Source organism: Paenibacillus lautus, assembly GCF_050482385.1.
Lineage (GTDB): Bacteria > Bacillota > Bacilli > Paenibacillales > Paenibacillaceae > Paenibacillus_AQ > Paenibacillus_AQ lautus_B.
Window position 1 is genome coordinate 119433 of the sequence record NZ_JBCNHV010000006.1, and the last position, 15264, is coordinate 134696.

General features: G+C 50.1%; 14 protein-coding genes. 2 read left to right on the forward strand and 12 right to left on the reverse strand.

The window, feature by feature from the left end; translation table 11 throughout:
• The first annotated feature begins 224 nt into the window (after positions 1–224).
• Positions 225–2465, forward strand: a complete 2241-nt coding sequence (locus tag ABEW73_RS10200; RefSeq protein WP_430164898.1) for a helix-turn-helix domain-containing protein — start codon at positions 225–227, stop codon at positions 2463–2465.
• Between the two features lie 25 nt (positions 2466–2490).
• On the opposite strand, the gene ABEW73_RS10205 is transcribed toward ABEW73_RS10200, so the two are convergent.
• From ABEW73_RS10205 to ABEW73_RS10215, 3 genes are all read right to left on the reverse strand, one after another.
• A complete protein-coding gene (locus ABEW73_RS10205) occupies positions 2491–3354 on the reverse strand; it encodes a carbohydrate ABC transporter permease (protein ID WP_430164901.1) in 864 nt (287 codons plus the stop codon).
• 12 nt (positions 3355–3366) lie between these two features.
• Entirely contained in the window at positions 3367–4284 is a 918-nt protein-coding gene (locus ABEW73_RS10210; protein WP_430164904.1) for an ABC transporter permease, read from the reverse strand.
• 148 nt (positions 4285–4432) lie between these two features.
• Complete coding sequence (locus ABEW73_RS10215) at positions 4433–5968, reverse strand: extracellular solute-binding protein (RefSeq protein WP_430164907.1); 1536 nt, start codon at positions 5966–5968, stop codon at positions 4433–4435.
• Between the two features lie 376 nt (positions 5969–6344).
• On the opposite strand from ABEW73_RS10215, the gene ABEW73_RS10220 reads away from it, so the two are divergent.
• Positions 6345–7955, forward strand: coding sequence for a YifB family Mg chelatase-like AAA ATPase (locus ABEW73_RS10220; protein WP_430164909.1), 1611 nt, complete (start codon positions 6345–6347; stop codon positions 7953–7955).
• Between the two features lie 413 nt (positions 7956–8368).
• On the opposite strand, the gene ABEW73_RS10225 is transcribed toward ABEW73_RS10220, so the two are convergent.
• The 9 genes from ABEW73_RS10225 to ABEW73_RS10265 form a co-directional block, all read right to left on the reverse strand.
• Complete coding sequence (locus tag ABEW73_RS10225) at positions 8369–8752, reverse strand: YraN family protein (protein WP_430164911.1); 384 nt, start codon at positions 8750–8752, stop codon at positions 8369–8371.
• Complete coding sequence (locus tag ABEW73_RS10230; RefSeq protein WP_430164912.1) at positions 8752–9063, reverse strand: EscU/YscU/HrcU family type III secretion system export apparatus switch protein; 312 nt, start codon at positions 9061–9063, stop codon at positions 8752–8754. The genes ABEW73_RS10225 and ABEW73_RS10230 overlap by 1 nt, the downstream gene beginning before the upstream one ends.
• Positions 9060–11087 (reverse strand): hypothetical protein, encoded by a 2028-nt coding sequence (locus tag ABEW73_RS10235; protein ID WP_430164914.1) that lies wholly within the window; start codon positions 11085–11087, stop codon positions 9060–9062. The genes ABEW73_RS10230 and ABEW73_RS10235 overlap by 4 nt, the downstream gene beginning before the upstream one ends.
• 80 nt (positions 11088–11167) lie before the next feature.
• On the reverse strand, positions 11168–11785 hold the full coding sequence (locus ABEW73_RS10240; protein WP_076325012.1) for a ribonuclease HII: 618 nt from the start codon (positions 11783–11785) through the stop codon (positions 11168–11170).
• Positions 11786–12169: 384 nt separating this feature from the next.
• Positions 12170–13036 (reverse strand): ribosome biogenesis GTPase YlqF, encoded by an 867-nt coding sequence (ylqF, locus tag ABEW73_RS10245; RefSeq protein WP_098747089.1) that lies wholly within the window; start codon positions 13034–13036, stop codon positions 12170–12172.
• A gap of 55 nt (positions 13037–13091) precedes the next feature.
• The gene (gene lepB, locus ABEW73_RS10250) at positions 13092–13706 is read right to left on the reverse strand and encodes a signal peptidase I (RefSeq protein WP_036663956.1); all 615 of its coding nucleotides are present in this window, start codon (positions 13704–13706) and stop codon (positions 13092–13094) included.
• A 102-nt stretch (positions 13707–13808) separates the two neighbouring features.
• Positions 13809–14153 (reverse strand): 50S ribosomal protein L19, encoded by a 345-nt coding sequence (gene rplS / locus ABEW73_RS10255; RefSeq protein WP_015736355.1) that lies wholly within the window; start codon positions 14151–14153, stop codon positions 13809–13811.
• A 239-nt stretch (positions 14154–14392) separates the two neighbouring features.
• Positions 14393–14536, reverse strand: a complete 144-nt coding sequence (locus tag ABEW73_RS10260) for a hypothetical protein (protein WP_213644152.1) — start codon at positions 14534–14536, stop codon at positions 14393–14395.
• 112 nt (positions 14537–14648) lie between these two features.
• A partial coding sequence (locus tag ABEW73_RS10265; RefSeq protein WP_430206382.1) for a BclA C-terminal domain-containing protein occupies positions 14649–15264 on the reverse strand: 616 nt, incomplete at its 5' end.

Consider the following 15264-nt stretch of genomic DNA (forward strand, 5'->3'; position numbering starts at 1 on the left):
CGACAACGGCAATGCCAACTAGTGAAATGATGATATTATCCCATAAAATTGTCATCCCAACACCCTCTCCTATCCCGAAATAATTAGTACATCGGTTACTATTATACCATTAAATCCCTTTTCATTTAATATAAACTGTGACACAAAATAAAACTCTTTATCCTTTATCTGCTATCCGTTAGAATGATTGAAAGATTAGTGAACGCATTAAAAGGAGATTCAGCATGAGTTGGTTAAAGTCATTTTTTCCGCTGCAATCATTATTTGTCAAAATGCTGGTGTATTTTCTCATCGTGATTTTCCTGCTCTCCTCCTACAACCTATGGTCGATGACATTCTATTCTCGTAATGTAAACAATGAAATTGTCAAATATAATCTGACCCTGATTCGAAATACCGTAGATCATTTTGAGAAACAATACTCTACTTGGAAGAATCTCCTACTCAACCTTCAGCACGATGAATTTGTCGGCAATATCAGCAGACAGGCCGATTCCGGCGGAAAGAAGGGCATCAATTATCTGCAGGTGGATACGGTGATGGATCAGATCCGGACTCTGGTAAGCCAGCCCTACTATCACTTGAACAATGTCATGATCTACTACCAAAATCATTCCTTCCTGCTTGAACGTGATGGCATCGTTGACGATGACCGCATGTTTAAGCATTACTACATAAGCAGCTCCTATCCATACGAGTTCTGGAAACAGAGAGATTACCCAACCGGTTTTCTGCATATGCTCCCCAGCAGCACTTTCTCCATCGGGACAGAGAAGAGTGAGTTACAGCTGATGCCTCTAATTACAAACGTACAGGGCAGCCCCTGGAAGATCATAGCTTTCATAAATATGAAAAGCTGGTATGAATCCTATAAAGGAATGACCGGTTCCCGTTTTCTGCTGATGGACTCGGAGGGAGAAATTCTGTTCGAATCTGCCCCGGACGTGAAAACCCAGCCACTACCGGAATGGGACGGCCAATCGGAATGGATGATGGAGAAGGGATCTTATTACTTTTTCGAAAAGGGCACCCGCTCCGGCCTTACCTACGTCTCCATTATTCCGCATAACGAACTCAACCAAAGCATCAGCCGCATGAACTGGATTGCCGTGCTGTTATTTGCAGCTACCCTGCTCATCGGGATTTTGGCATCATGGGTATTTTCCCGCAAAATCAACCGGCCGCTCAAGAGAATGGTTACGGGACTGGGCCAGGCGGAGATGGAGCTATATCAAGGGAGCATCGCCGAATTCAGCGCCATTTCCAACCACCTGAAGGGCTTGCAGCATGAACGGAAGAGCATCAAGGAGTGGATGGACCATACCAAACCGCTCTTAACCAGCTACCATTATTTGGCCCAGTTCAAAAACATTGCCCTAGATACCGCCGCCGCCAAAGAGCTTTGGGTCGGCGAGGGTGCATTCATGGTTATCGTTTATCAATTGAGGTACCGGCACGTCCCTTCTCTCCAGCTTGATGCCTTGATGACAAGGGCAACCGGCAAGATCAAGGATATGATCACGCTGCAGATCCAAGAAGCGTTTCCTCTATCACACACCCTTCAGATGGAGGGCAAGCAAGTGTTATCCATTGTGTATACACAAGAAAAATCTGACATGCTCCAGCAGTGTCTCAGTCAACTCAAACAGATTTTTGATCAAGATCAAAGCACCTATCTCGTGAATATTGCGGTTTCGTCCGTGTTCCAGCAAACCTCTGATTTTGACCGGGCTTATGCAGAAGCCATGTCGCTCCTGAATCAAGCCATGCCGATTGAGGAAACCCAGATTATCTGGGAGAAGGAACGCCGGGAAGATGTAACAGGGTTGACTGCCGAACAGGAACACGAGTTTTACGTGAATTTACAGGCCGGGAACGAGAGCAGCTGCCAATCGCTTATCGAGCGCGCCCTGGATCGATTGCAGCGGCAAGAGGCCACGGCAGATCAGCTAAGCCACTTTGCCAAATCGGTCTCGGTCCGCATGAGAAGGACAGTAGAACTGCTGAAAATCAATACCGATGAGCTTCCGGATTACGCCGAAAGACTTGCATACAGCATAACCCCCGGGCAATACCAGGAAATCCTTCTCGACGAGCTCGCTCATGCAACCCATGCGATCCGTCTGAAACGAGAGGAATATTACGATATCATTCAATATGTTATTCATTATCTGGAGTCCCATTTCGCTGAAGAAATATCACTTGAGCAGCTTGCCTATAAACTCAACATGTCGCCTACTTATCTGTCAGGGTACATTAAGGAGAAGACGGGGAGTAATTTCAGTGACCAATTGAATGCGATTCGAATATCAAAAGCGAAAGAACTTCTGAAGACGACAAATATGCCGATTCAGGAAGTTGGTAACCGGATCGGCTACCGTAATGTCACCTCCTTTATCCGCATGTTCAAAAAAATAACCGGCCAAACACCGGGTGATTACCGGAAAACCAACTGGGTCCGATAAACACACAGGTGAGAGGCCGGCCGCTTTAACCTTTAACAGAGCCAATCAAAGCCCCTTTCACAAAATACTTCTGTATAAACGGATAGACAAGCAGGATCGGCAAGGTGGATACCATAATGGTAGCGAATTTGAGGCCATCCTCTACCACCACGATATCGCCCACAACCGGACCATCCGTCCCCGTCAATTGCCCCGACAGCACGATGTTTCTTAAAATCACCTGGAGGGGCTGCATATCAGCATCCCGCAGATACAGCAGCGGCCCCAAGAAGTTATTCCACATCCCGACGGCATAATACAATCCGATGGTGGCCAGCACTGGCTTGGAGAGCGGGAGCACAATCCGGAAGAAGATTCCGATTTCGGACAACCCGTCTATTTTTCCGGATTCCTCTAGCTCTTGAGGCATACCCATGAAAAAAGTTCGCATGATGAGCAGATTCCAGGTGCCTACCGCTCCGGGCAGCACCATGCCCCATATGGAATTGACAAAGCCAAGCTCCTTCACGACCAGAAACGTCGGAATCATCCCACCGTTAAAAAACATCGTAAAGACGATTAGCATCAGGATCGGTTTGCCCATGACCATCTTGGTCTTGGACAGCGCATAAGCCCCCAGTGCCGTTACAATCAAAGAAATGGCGGTCCCAATAATCACATAAATCAGCGTGTTTTTATATCCTTTCAGCACCCGTCCGTCCTCGAACACATACTGATACATATCCAGGTTGAAGCCATTCGGCCATAGCCATACTTTCCCGGAGGCGATGGATGCGGAATCGCTGAGGGACACGGCCAGCATATAAACAAACGGGTATAGACACGCTATCACAATCCCGGACAAAATCAAGGCATTGAGCGCGTCAAACCAGTTCCATTTCGGTTTCATCACGTTCCTCCTTTACCAGATGCTGCTCCCGCTGACTCGCCGGCTGAACGCATTCGCCGCGATAATGAAGATAAAGCTGGTGATGCCGGTAAACAGATCAATTGCCGTGGCGTAGCTGTAGTTGCCTTGCGTTAAGCCGACCCTGTACACATAGGTGGATATAATATCGGCTGTCTCATAAGTGGCCGGAGTCGAGAGCAGGTATACTTTCTCAAAGCCGATCTCCAGTATTTTTCCGATATCAAGTATCAGGATGATCACGATCGCCGGCGCGATGCCGGGAAGTGTAATGTTCAGTGTCTGCTTCCACCGGTTAGCCCCATCCATCCGTGCCGCTTCATATAATTGCGGATCGATTGCCGTCAAAGCAGCCAAATAGATGATGGTGCCCCATCCAATATGCTGCCATACGTCCGTCGTTACATAAATCGATCTGAACCATGAGGCCTCAACCAAAAAGTTGATTCGTTCGAATCCGACGGCACTCAGCAGCTGGTTGACCACCCCGCCTGTCGGGGACAGGAACATAACCGCGATCCCCGCTACAACCACGTTGGATATGAAGTGCGGAAGATAACTGACCGTCTGGACAAACCGTTTTAAAAACGATTTGCTCACTTCATTAATGAGTAACGCAAGTATGATGGGGGCCGGAAAGCCGAAGATCAGCTTATATAACCCCAGCAGGAATGTATTTCGGAGTACAGGCCAGAAGTCGGGCGTATTAAAAAACATGCTGAAATATTTGAACCCCACCCAGTCGCTCTCCGTGATCCCCTTAAATAAGTTGTAGTCCATAAAGGCGATCGAGATGCCGAATATGGGAACATACTTAAAAATGATGTAATACAGAGCACAGGGAAGAAGCAGCAGCAGCAGGTATTTGTCCCGCTTCACTTTCGTCAAGAAACTCGAATTCTGTCCTTGCAAAAAACGTATCCTCCTTTAGCAGCGAAATCAAAACTCAACCTACAGGCCGCTCCCATATGGACCGGGGCCAGCTTGTACTTAGCCGAAAGCCCGTCTGGGAAAAGAAAGCAGTGCGCTCATCTGGCAACATGCCGTGAAGGTATAAATTTTACTTGGCTTCGTTCAGGAATTTTTGCGTCCGTTCATAAGCGCTTCTATGAACATCCAGCACCTGCTGCACGCCAAGTTTGTTCACTTCATTAACGTAAGCATCCCAATCATCCATCGGTTTCTGTCCTAGAATGAACTTGGCAATCTGCTCCTCATGGAACTTTTTCACGGTTTCGCCGACCATGCTCAGCACTTCATTTTCTTCATTCGTATAGGCGAGTCTTGGCTGCGGCTTCGTTTCATGGTCAGGCGCGATTTTCATCGCTTCCCGCATTTTTGGGGAATACATGGACTCATAAGCCGTCATATCCAATACCATGTGTGCCCCGATCGTTGCAATGCCCGTCTTAGTTCTCAAGTCGCCGAACTCTTTGTAATCCGCGTTGAATTTGCGAACCCCGTTCTCGGCTGTGAATGTCTCCCCTTCCCTACCCCAAGTTGCCAATTCAATTCCTTCGGGGGAAAACAAGAAATCGAGGTACTGAAGCAGCCGATCCCGCTCCTTGGAATTTGCCGCCACCGCAAAGCCGTCGGACTGCAATCCGGCAAATACATTGTAGGACTTGCCATCCGGGGTTCCAACAGGAGGAACCATATAATCGAGACTGAACTCAGATGCCTTATCCCCAAGCATTAACGGAAGTTCATCCATGATGCCGATATAGTCGCTGGCGATAAACGATTTATTCTGAAGCAGCAGATCGTTAAATTGCTTGCGTTTATGCGCCATAAAGTCAGGTGCTACCAATCCCTCCATATAAAACTTGTTCATGTATTCTACCATTTTCTTGTAATTGTCCTCTGTCGGGCCGTAGCTCCATTCGTCCTTCTCATCATCGTAATAATAGCTGCTATTGGTGTTAAACGCCGGTGCCATATTGACCAGAGGACTCAAACCATTAAACACGGCAATCGGGAAGCTGTCCGGGTACAATTCCTTCAATTTTTTCGCAATCGTGTACAATTCGTCGTAGGTGGTCGGTGGCGTCAGATTGTGTTTCTCGAATACATCGTCCCGGTACAGCCATGACCGCCTGGATTGCTGCTCCAGTCCATACAACGGCATAAAATAGTTCTTCCCCTCAGGAGACAGAATAGCTGCCTTCACCTCCGGATGGTCCTCGAGAAACTTCTTATAGTTTGGCATCTGATCCAAGTGCTCGAAATAGTCGACAAACGCTCCGCTTGCCCCGTGCGTATTGGCGGCATTCAGGCTGTTGACCATCATAAGATCCGGTATCTCGCCCGAGGATATCGCCAGGTTCATCGTTGTGGTGTAATCGCTCATCACGGGTTGTACCTTGAAGGAGATGCCGGTTTCTTCTTTTAAATACTTATAAATCGGCCAATTTTCCTTATACGGCCAGTTCGTATGAGAGAAAGTCATCATCTCTAGTGTGACTTCCTTGCCTAAGGAGACGTTTTCATGATTCTCCTCCTTTACCGCGTTTTCTTTTGAGCAGCCGCTCAATAATGTGCCGGTTATAACGGCGGCTAATGCCACCAATCCGAGCTTTCGGTTCCAAATTTTCACGCGAGCCCTCTCCCTTATGTATGATGATGCAACGCCAGCCGCTCTTAAAGCAGCATGTCGTTTATGATTTTGATTCTACTTGCCGAACCCGTGCGTTGACTATTCACATTCCTTCCCGTTATTGCCTGTAGGTACGATTCTGAAAAAGTGACAACTTTCTGAACCACGGTACATTCACCGCTCAGATCCCGCACCACGGATGGGCTCTGGCCTATTGAATGGAGTTTCTTGCATAATGCGAATTGACAGTCGGGAAGGAAAATTTTACAATACGGACAGAGTGACCCAGCGAAAATGAGGAAGCACCCTTTTCGAATCTTGGATGTTCTATTACGATTTAATCCACTGATATCTGAAAAGAGAGGTGCTTTCATTTATGTACGGAAAACTTCATAGCGCTTGTTTGCACGGCATTGACGGCGTTGTCATCCAGGTGGAGGTGGACCTGGCGAACGGGCTACCCCAAACATCCATCATCGGTCTGCCTGATTCCTCCATTCGCGAATCTATTGAGCGGGTTCGGGCGTCGATTAAAAACTGCGGTTTTACCTATCCCTTAAAACGGGTAACCGTCAATCTTGCGCCGGCAGACCTGCGCAAAGAGGGCTCTTCATTCGATCTGGCGATCGCCGTCGGCATATTAATAACAAGCGAGCAATGGACCTTTTCGAATGCCGGGCAAATGTTGATCCTGGGCGAACTTGCACTGGATGGTACGCTTAGGCCCATTACAGGGGTTCTGCCGATGGTAGAGCAAGCGAAAAAGGAAGGGTATGCCGGGGTTCTTCTCCCGCGCGAGAATGCTCCGGAAGCTGCATTGATTGGGGGCATTGAGGTCTATGGACTTCAGCATTTAAAGGAGCTTATCCAGGAAGGACCCGATGAAAACATCCATCATCGTGAAGCTGGGGGAGCTACAAGCTTTACCGTTTCACTGTCAAAGCTCAGATATGATCGGTCGACGCATATAAGCAGAACCCATATGGACGGCTTACAGGACAAGCAGCTGGAAGACTATAGAGATGTGATCGGGCAGCAGCATATCAAACGCGCCCTGACCATTGCTGCCGCAGGGATGCACAATATTCTGCTCATTGGGCCACCGGGTACTGGAAAAACGATGCTCATGAAGCGCCTCCCCACCATACTGCCGCCGCTGGCAGATCAAGAAGCCTTGACTACGACGAAAATCTTCAGCGCTGCCGGAAAGCTAAAGCCATCCGATGGGTTGATGACCAGACGTCCCTTTCGGTCCCCTCACCATACCATTTCGGCTGGCGGGCTCATCGGAGGCGGCACCATTCCGAAGCCGGGGGAAGTCAGTCTGGCCCATAAAGGGATTCTATTCCTGGATGAGCTTCCTGAGTTCTCAAGGCATGTGCTGGAAGTTCTGCGCCAGCCCCTGGAGGATCGCGAAGTAACCATCAGCCGGGCACGGGCGGTGTTTACCTTCCCGGCGCATTTCATGCTCGCTTGCTCGATGAATCCCTGTCCGTGCGGTTATTACGGCAGTGATCATCCCCATCAACGCTGCACGTGCAGCGTTACACGAATCGCTCAATATCGCGCTAGAATATCGGGGCCCTTGATGGATCGGATCGACCTTCAAGTGGACGTGCCTCGGCCCAAGGAATGGCCGGGAAGCGCAACACCTATATCCTCCGAGCAAATGCGGGATCAAGTCTATGCGGCACAAACGATTCAATTGGAACGCTACAGCAGGCTCCCGTTCAGTTGGAACAGCGAACTGTTTGGCAGCTTCCTCAGGAAACATGCGGTGCTGGACAAGGACTCAGCAGAGCTCCTGCAAGCGACAATCGATACACTGGGCTTGAGCATGCGCGCTTATGACCGAATTCTGAAGCTGGCCAGAACCATTGCCGATTTGGAGGCATCCGATGCAATCCAGAGCCAACACATCGCTGAAGCGATTCAATACCGTCAGCTGGATCGCCAATATATCGCAGCCGACGAAACAACTCGTTGATGAAATGAAGCCAATAGTCCATGGTCATCAGTCCGATGACTCATGAAGATATGAATGACATTATTATTGAAATGAATAGCTTAACGCATCCAAGGCCGATGGCGAAACCAGCAAACCCTGATTTGGAATTAAAAATAAAGTCTCTATGGAGGAAGCGAAGTACTACGAGCCGCGACATGCCACGTCTCCAATATCAAGGAGGCTTATCAGCATCTGAAAGAAAACGGAGTACGTGTCGATACCATCTGGAGTACGGCACAACCTATTTCACTTTCTATGATCTGGATAACAACGGTCTGAAAGTTTGCTCCTATTGAGTAAAATGCCTATCCTACGCAAAGAAGGTGATGGAGCTCAACTCCTATCACCTTCTTTGTTATGTAATCCTTATGGATGCTTCGGCTCGTACCCATCTAAAATGCATTCTCGATATGATCCATTGAAGCAGGCGTCAGATCCGCGCGAAGCATAACGGAGATAACATCAAACCGGATCGACCGGTCATAATAACGCTTATGATGAACGTACTGCTGGGCCGTGTTTCGGACCTGCATTACTTTGCGGGCGTTTACGGACTCGGAAGGCGTGCCAAAACTGGTCGTTCCGCTTCGACTTCTGACCTCAATCACCACAAGGGTCTCCCCTGTTTCGGCAACGATGTCCAGTTCTCCAAAGCGGCACCGCCAATTGCGGTCCAGAATCCGGTATCCTTTTTCAATCAGGGCAGCGGCCGCCAGCTCTTCGGCAGCGGCTCCTTTTTGCTTGCGGCTGTCCTTTTTACCGGATGGGGAGTTCATTATGGCATCACCCCTCCATCCTTTGCTTGACGATCCGCACGATAAACATACGTCAGCACTTCCGCTACAAGCTGATACAGCTCCTCCGGAATCTGCTGATCCAGATCCAGCTTGGAGAGAATCTCCACCAAAGCTGCATCTTCCTGAACAGGGACGCCATGCTCTTTGGCTTTGTCTAATATAGACTCCGCCAATTTCCCTTGCCCTTTGGCAACCACAATCGGTGCCTCGCTCTCGCCAGGCGTATATTTAAGAGCGACCGCCTTTTTCATGGCCGTTATTTGCCCTTGCTCTTTCTCTTCCTTGCTCATATCCGCATATCCACCCCTTTATAGGTTTGCGGGGTGTATTCTGCCGCCGTTCCCTGCACGGACGTGTCTGAAGCAAGCGGTGCAACTAGGGGCAGCGGTTCTGTTTTTACGCTGAGCAATTGATAGCCGATAGACGAAACAGCCTGAGCCAACTCTTGCTTTTTCCCCTCAAACAGCTCCGCGGCATAACTCTGATCATTCCGAAAGCTGAGGCTGACAATGCGGTCAACGACCTGCACATCGATCAAGGTCGGGCCCAGAAATTTCATGTCCAAATCGAATAACAGCCTGCAGTTGGTCGCATCCAGCTCGCCTTTTCGGCCTCTGCGTGATTGAATATGTACGGATGCCGTCTGTTCCCCATCGACCCCATGCAGAGGGATGAACATCGTGACCTGCGCGAACGGTGCCGTTCGATCGGTGTTTAGCAAGAGCTGCTGGCCTGTTAAATGCTGAACGATTTGCTGTGCCGCTTCCTTTAGCGCAGGCGGCGTTTCCTGGCTGGACAACACCTGAAGCAATACTCCCTTCAGTGTGTCTTGCAGGGCAAGCGCCGATTCACCCGATGGCGTTGAGGCCATGACAGCCTGTTGTACGCCTTGGGCGATATTCTGCTGCCCAGATGACATAACTGGCTGCGTCGAGCCCTGCTGATTCACAGCACCGGCCTGAGCATTCGGAACAGCTTGCTGGCTCGCATTCGCCGCATTCCCTGGCGTGCCGAAAGTCCCTGATGTAATCGTTGCTGCGCCACTGCTGCCAGGGGCAGGGGTTACGGGCAGTAAAGCTGCTTGTCCGCCTGCTTGGCCTGCTGCGGCAGCGGTTGGCTGAGCTGCAGCGGACGGCGGCGCAGCGGCACTCGCAGCTGAAGCAGATGCGGGTGCTGGCACGGCAGCATTCGCTCCTGACGCGGCGCCTGGAGCCGCGCCTGCGGCCGTGTTGCTGCCGGGCTGCGCGGCTGCCTGCTGCCCGGCAGATGATGCGGCGCTACCCGTGCGCGCCGCTTCGCCCGCGGGGCCCGTACTGGCCCCGCGCAGTGCTTGCTGCTCGTGCTCCGCACCGAGCAGCTTCAAGAGCCGCCCCACCCACGGCTCCGCGCCGGGGGTGGGCTGCTTTGGCGAAGGGCCTACGGCCCCTTCGCCTGGAGCTGCCGCCGGGCCCATGGCCACGGTGGCGGGTTGACCGGCCGCAGGCGTTGCCGTGCCGCCGCTGGCCCATGGCTGCGCGAGCTCGCCGCGCAGCTGCTGCAGCAGGCCTTGGAGCTTGGTCAGCAGCGCCTGCTGACCTGAGCCGGCCTGCGCGGTACTGCCAGCGGCGCCGTTCGCAGCCACTGCTTGCTGCGGTGTCCCAGCGGTGGCCTCACCGCCAACCGTGGGAGGCGCTGCGGATGCTGCTTGTTTCCCCGCATCTACCAAACCTCCGCTACCTGCGCTTAAAGCAGACGCCAGCTGCTGCTCCAACGACTGCAGAAGTTGATGCAGCTGAGGCCCGAATACCGCCTGATGCAGTCCCTTCACGCTTTCGGGGGTAATCGGCAGTCCGCGGTGAAACGCGATCGCAGCCGACTCCGCCCATTCCGCCGCGGGAATCTGCGGTGGCTTCACGGCCAAAGCCTCGCGGAACATGGCGATATTGTCCTTCGTTAGCGGAACTCCCGCGTTCTGCATACCCCGGATCATTTCGCGGTTTTCCTTCGTATCCGGAAGACCGGCAAAATCCAGCACTTCAGCCATCGAAGACGGGGACAGCGGCAGTCCAGGCGTTTGACTAAGCGGCTTGAGAACGGCCGTCCCTCCCTCTCCCGGCGGCTGAACCTGCAGAAGGGCCGTTTCCCCGGCTCGAAGCGGCGTTTCCAACTTCGCCTTCACTTGAATGCCCTGGATCTGCACCACGGCTTCCTGTCCGTCTTCCGATACGTTCATAACGACACCGCGAACGACCTGACCCGGTTTTAATTCCAATGTCTTGGCGTCTCCCGGCTTTTGCTCTCCCAGGAGGCCGCGAATCAACGATCCGATGTTCACGATAGTTCCTCCCACACCTTCTGTTTACCTTATATATCGGCAGCAGCCCGCCTTTTGACGAGGGCGGGCTGCATCGAAATCTAGAATAAGGATAATTGCTCAATCTCCATATTTTTCAGAAAGCTTCTTCTATGCATGGCGGTAGGTCCGTGCAGCTGCAACTGTTCACGGTGAAACTTGGTAGCGTAGCCTTTATGTACGGCGATTCCGTATTCCGGATAACGCGTCTCCCATTCCCCTTCGCACAATCTGTCGCGAGTGACCTTGGCAATAATGGAGGCCGCAGCAATGGACTGGCTGTTAGCGTCGCCTTTAATGATGGCACGCTGGGGAATATCACAATCCACCTTCTCGGCATCAACAAGCAGAAACTGGGGAGTAACAGCCAATTGCTCCATGGCCATCTTCATGGCAAGCCTTGCGGCTTGTTTGATGTTAATGCGGTCAATCGTTTCCGCATCCACCAAACCAACGCCAACCGCCAGCGCCTGTTCCATGATAAGGTCATAGAGGGTTTCCCGCTTCTTGGCACTGAGTTTCTTCGAATCGTTGATCCCCTCAATCACTAACCCCTCTGGCAAAACAACCGCCGCAGCGACCACGTCGCCGAACAAACAGCCGCGCCCTACTTCGTCAATACCTGCAATATGTATATAACGGCTCCAGTACTCGCGCTCGTACATTAATAAATCTGTCATAGGTTTAACCCCTTTGGTTCCGAATTACCGCTTGTTTTATGTCTGTACATACGGTGGTTCATACACATTCTATCAATCTAGTACTCTTCTAGATTATCACACTCGCCACGGAGCGTCACCCTTTAACCCCCCCTTCCGGCTGGGGCTGATGCGAAAATGCCAGTCCAAACAAGTTATACGTCAAAATGATTTCAATGAGGTTCATGTGATGAAATCATTGTAGAATAAAAATATCGCCATTTTCGTTGTCATTGCCGGCGGCTTCGATAATGCACCTGAATTGCGTATTGTTTAGCCATAAAAAATAACCATTCCGCCGTTTACCGGCAGAATGGTTATTTTGGTTTAATCTAGTGGAAGATTGTTCTCGTTCACCCTATTGAATCAATAAGGGGATTCCATCGAATAACGCCCAAGCTTGCCTGCGCGTAGTTCGCGTAGGAAAATGCTCGAGGCTTTTTCCAGATCGACTCTTCCTCCGCTGACGATGCAACCTCGTTTTCTTCCGATCGCTTCCATAATCGCCACAATTTCATCCGGGTTATCCAGATCTGTTGGGCGCTCTTTAAGATCAAAGCGTTCGCTCATCGATTCCCAATAATAGTTGGAGAAATATTTGATCGCAAAAAAGGCAATATCCTCTACGTTCAATATTTCCTCTTTGATGGCGCCGGTTACCGCAAGGCGGTACCCTACATTCTGATCCTCGAATTTCGGCCACAGGATACCGGGTGTATCCAGCAATTCCATCTCACCGCCGGCAACCTTAATCCACTGCTGTCCTTTCGTGACACCCGGACGGTCTCCCGTCTCCGCAATGTTACGACCAGCAAGACGGTTAATCAGCGTGGATTTGCCTACATTCGGTATGCCTACAATCAACACACGCATAGCTCGTGGGTTCATGCCCTTGGCTATTTGTTTATCGATCTTCTCTTTCAGCAGCAGCTTTATCTGGTTCGGAATATCCTTAACGCCTGTCCCCGTGGATGCATCTACAGGAAAGGCGGTTAGGCCATTTTCTTTGAAATGGGCTTGCCATTGCCTTGTAACCTCAGGATCTGCCAAATCGGCTTTGTTCATAATAATGAGCCGCGGCTTGCCCTGCAAAATCTCGTCAATCATCGGATTTCGGCTTGAGAGCGGAAGCCTCGCATCGATCAGTTCTATTACAGCATCGATTAGCTTCAGCTTCTCCTGAATTTGGCGGCGCGCTTTGGTCATATGTCCGGGAAACCATTGTATTGTCAAACGTCGTCACCTCTACTTTGCTCTGCAAACTTTCATCGTTTCTATAGCGCCCTCACTAATGGTTGATAAGCCCTATGTCTTTAATCGGCCAGAAAATCAAGTCTGCTCGCCCGATAATATCCCCCAAAGGCACGTATCCTATCATACGGCTGTCCGTGCTGTTGGAGCGGTTATCCCCCATCACAAACACATGGCCCTCTGGCACAACGCCGTCCTGAACGAACGAGTTCGGGAAATCTGTGTTATTGTATAATCTGTTTTCAGCATGGGCTTGATCAATCGCTTCCTGTATGTAGGTTTCATTCACAGGTTCCCCGTTGACTAGCACTTTATCGCCTTCAACTTTAACCGTATCACCAGCAACTGCGATCACGCGTTTAATGAAATCCCTGCCCTCATCAGGAACATGGAATACGATAACTTCTCCACGCTCGGGTTTGCGGATATCATATAAAATCTCATTGACGATCAGCTTCTGATTGGATACAAAGTTAGGTTCCATGGATGGACCCTGCACAATAAACGGTTTAAAGAGAAGCCAGCGAATGAGAACGACGAGAACCAGAGCAATGAGAAGAGCCTTCAGCCATTCTACAAGCTCGTTCTTAGCCTTTTTGGCCGGTTTCCCCACGTTGGTTTCAATTGCCTCCTGGTGTTGATCTTTCTCCATAACCCACCGTCCTTCTCTATAGATCGCTTTCGCATTATAGCGATTTTTGGATATACAAAAGGGGCTTGTATATACGCACAAGCCCCTTTTACCGCCTTGTAATTAACGACGAATTTCTTTAATTCTCGCTGCTTTACCGCGCAGTTCACGAAGATAATAAAGCTTCGCACGACGCACTTTACCACGGCGAGCCACTTCGATTTTATCGATTTTAGGCGAGTTGATTGGGAAAGTTCTTTCCACACCAACACCGTAAGAAATTTTACGAACGGTAAAAGTCTCACTGATTCCGCCACCGCGACGTTTAATTACTACACCTTCAAACAACTGGATACGCTCACGAGTTCCCTCGATAACCTTAACGTGTACTTTTAAAGTATCACCAGGACGAAAGCTCGGAATATCTTTACGAAGTTGTTCTTGAGTAATCGCTTGAACGATATTCATCTATGACTCCCTCCTCTCACACAGGTGTTCTTGCATCTTCCGGAAACTCTATGTATTTCCTTCATTATCCGCAGCGGACCACCGTATTCACAACAAAAGAAATGATAACATATTTTGTAGACCGAATCAAGTGTTTTATCTTTACACCCTCATGTATAAACCAGCTTTTTCACCTAGCTCTCGTCCATAAAAAACCACTTTCAGCATGAAAAATCATGCCGAAAGCGGTTAGCCTCACCTTAATTTACGGTTTCTTTCGAGTCGTGCATGCCCTTATGTCGCTTGCCATAGTATTCAAGGATGTCGTCTACCGTTTGAAATTGAACTTCTGTATTTGTTGTTTCTTCTATTTTCGCTTCATGTTGTTGTCGATGTTCTGTCATGACAAGATGCCTCCCAGTTCTCAAGTGATTCTCCAGTTACATATTACCCATCAACGCGGGTGTTGTATCAGCAATATTAAAAAAATATGACACTGAAGTATACAAATCTGGGCTAAGAGCCAATTCTAAAGATAGAAATCCTTGCGCCGGTTTGAGGAGCATTAATCGCTTTGCTGACTGGCGATAAATTATAGAGCTCCACGGTGTTACCGACACTTAAATTGATGACCGCAGATCCTGATACCTCGGCAGTGGTTGAATTCGAGTTCATGTTCGCCGTACTGGTTATATTCCCGTTCACGACGATTCCGAACGTGTTGGGAGCGGTTTGGCCATTTTCGAGCGATATCTGCCAATCAAAATAGTAAAAACCCGCTGTCACAATGGTCAACGTCGTTGTACCATTAAATGTTACCCCTTGAAGTGTGTTTGATGAAAAAGTAACCGGCGAGTTGGTAGCCACATTTTGTGCAGTACCATTGCTAGCATAAATCACACTACCACCCACGAGGGTAGTGGAGCCTGTCGGACCTGCCGGTCCAGTTGCTCCGGTGGCTCCTGTTGTACCCGTTGCTCCGGTAGCTCCCGTTACTCCCGTGGCTCCGGTTGGGCCTGTTGCTCCTGTCGACCCGGTGGCTCCCGTTGTTCCCGCTGCACCTGTGGCTCCTGTTGCACCCGTTGCTCCGGTAGCTCCTGCTACTCCCGTGGCTCCTGTCGGGCCCGTAACA

Coding starts and splice junctions, on each gene's coding strand:
- ABEW73_RS10200 (WP_430164898.1), top strand. CDS start 225: ATGAGTTGGTTAAAGTCATTTTTTCCGCTGCAATCATTATTTGTCAAA.
- ABEW73_RS10205 (WP_430164901.1), bottom strand. CDS start 3,354: ATGAAACCGAAATGGAACTGGTTTGACGCGCTCAATGCCTTGATTTTG.
- ABEW73_RS10220 (WP_430164909.1), top strand. CDS start 6,345: ATGTACGGAAAACTTCATAGCGCTTGTTTGCACGGCATTGACGGCGTT.
- ABEW73_RS10225 (WP_430164911.1), bottom strand. CDS start 8,752: ATGAACTCCCCATCCGGTAAAAAGGACAGCCGCAAGCAAAAAGGAGCC.
- ABEW73_RS10230 (WP_430164912.1), bottom strand. CDS start 9,063: ATGAGCAAGGAAGAGAAAGAGCAAGGGCAAATAACGGCCATGAAAAAG.
- ABEW73_RS10240 (WP_076325012.1), bottom strand. CDS start 11,785: ATGACAGATTTATTAATGTACGAGCGCGAGTACTGGAGCCGTTATATA.
- lepB (WP_036663956.1), bottom strand. CDS start 13,706: ATGGAGAAAGATCAACACCAGGAGGCAATTGAAACCAACGTGGGGAAA.
- rplS (WP_015736355.1), bottom strand. CDS start 14,153: ATGAATATCGTTCAAGCGATTACTCAAGAACAACTTCGTAAAGATATT.
- ABEW73_RS10260 (WP_213644152.1), bottom strand. CDS start 14,536: ATGACAGAACATCGACAACAACATGAAGCGAAAATAGAAGAAACAACA.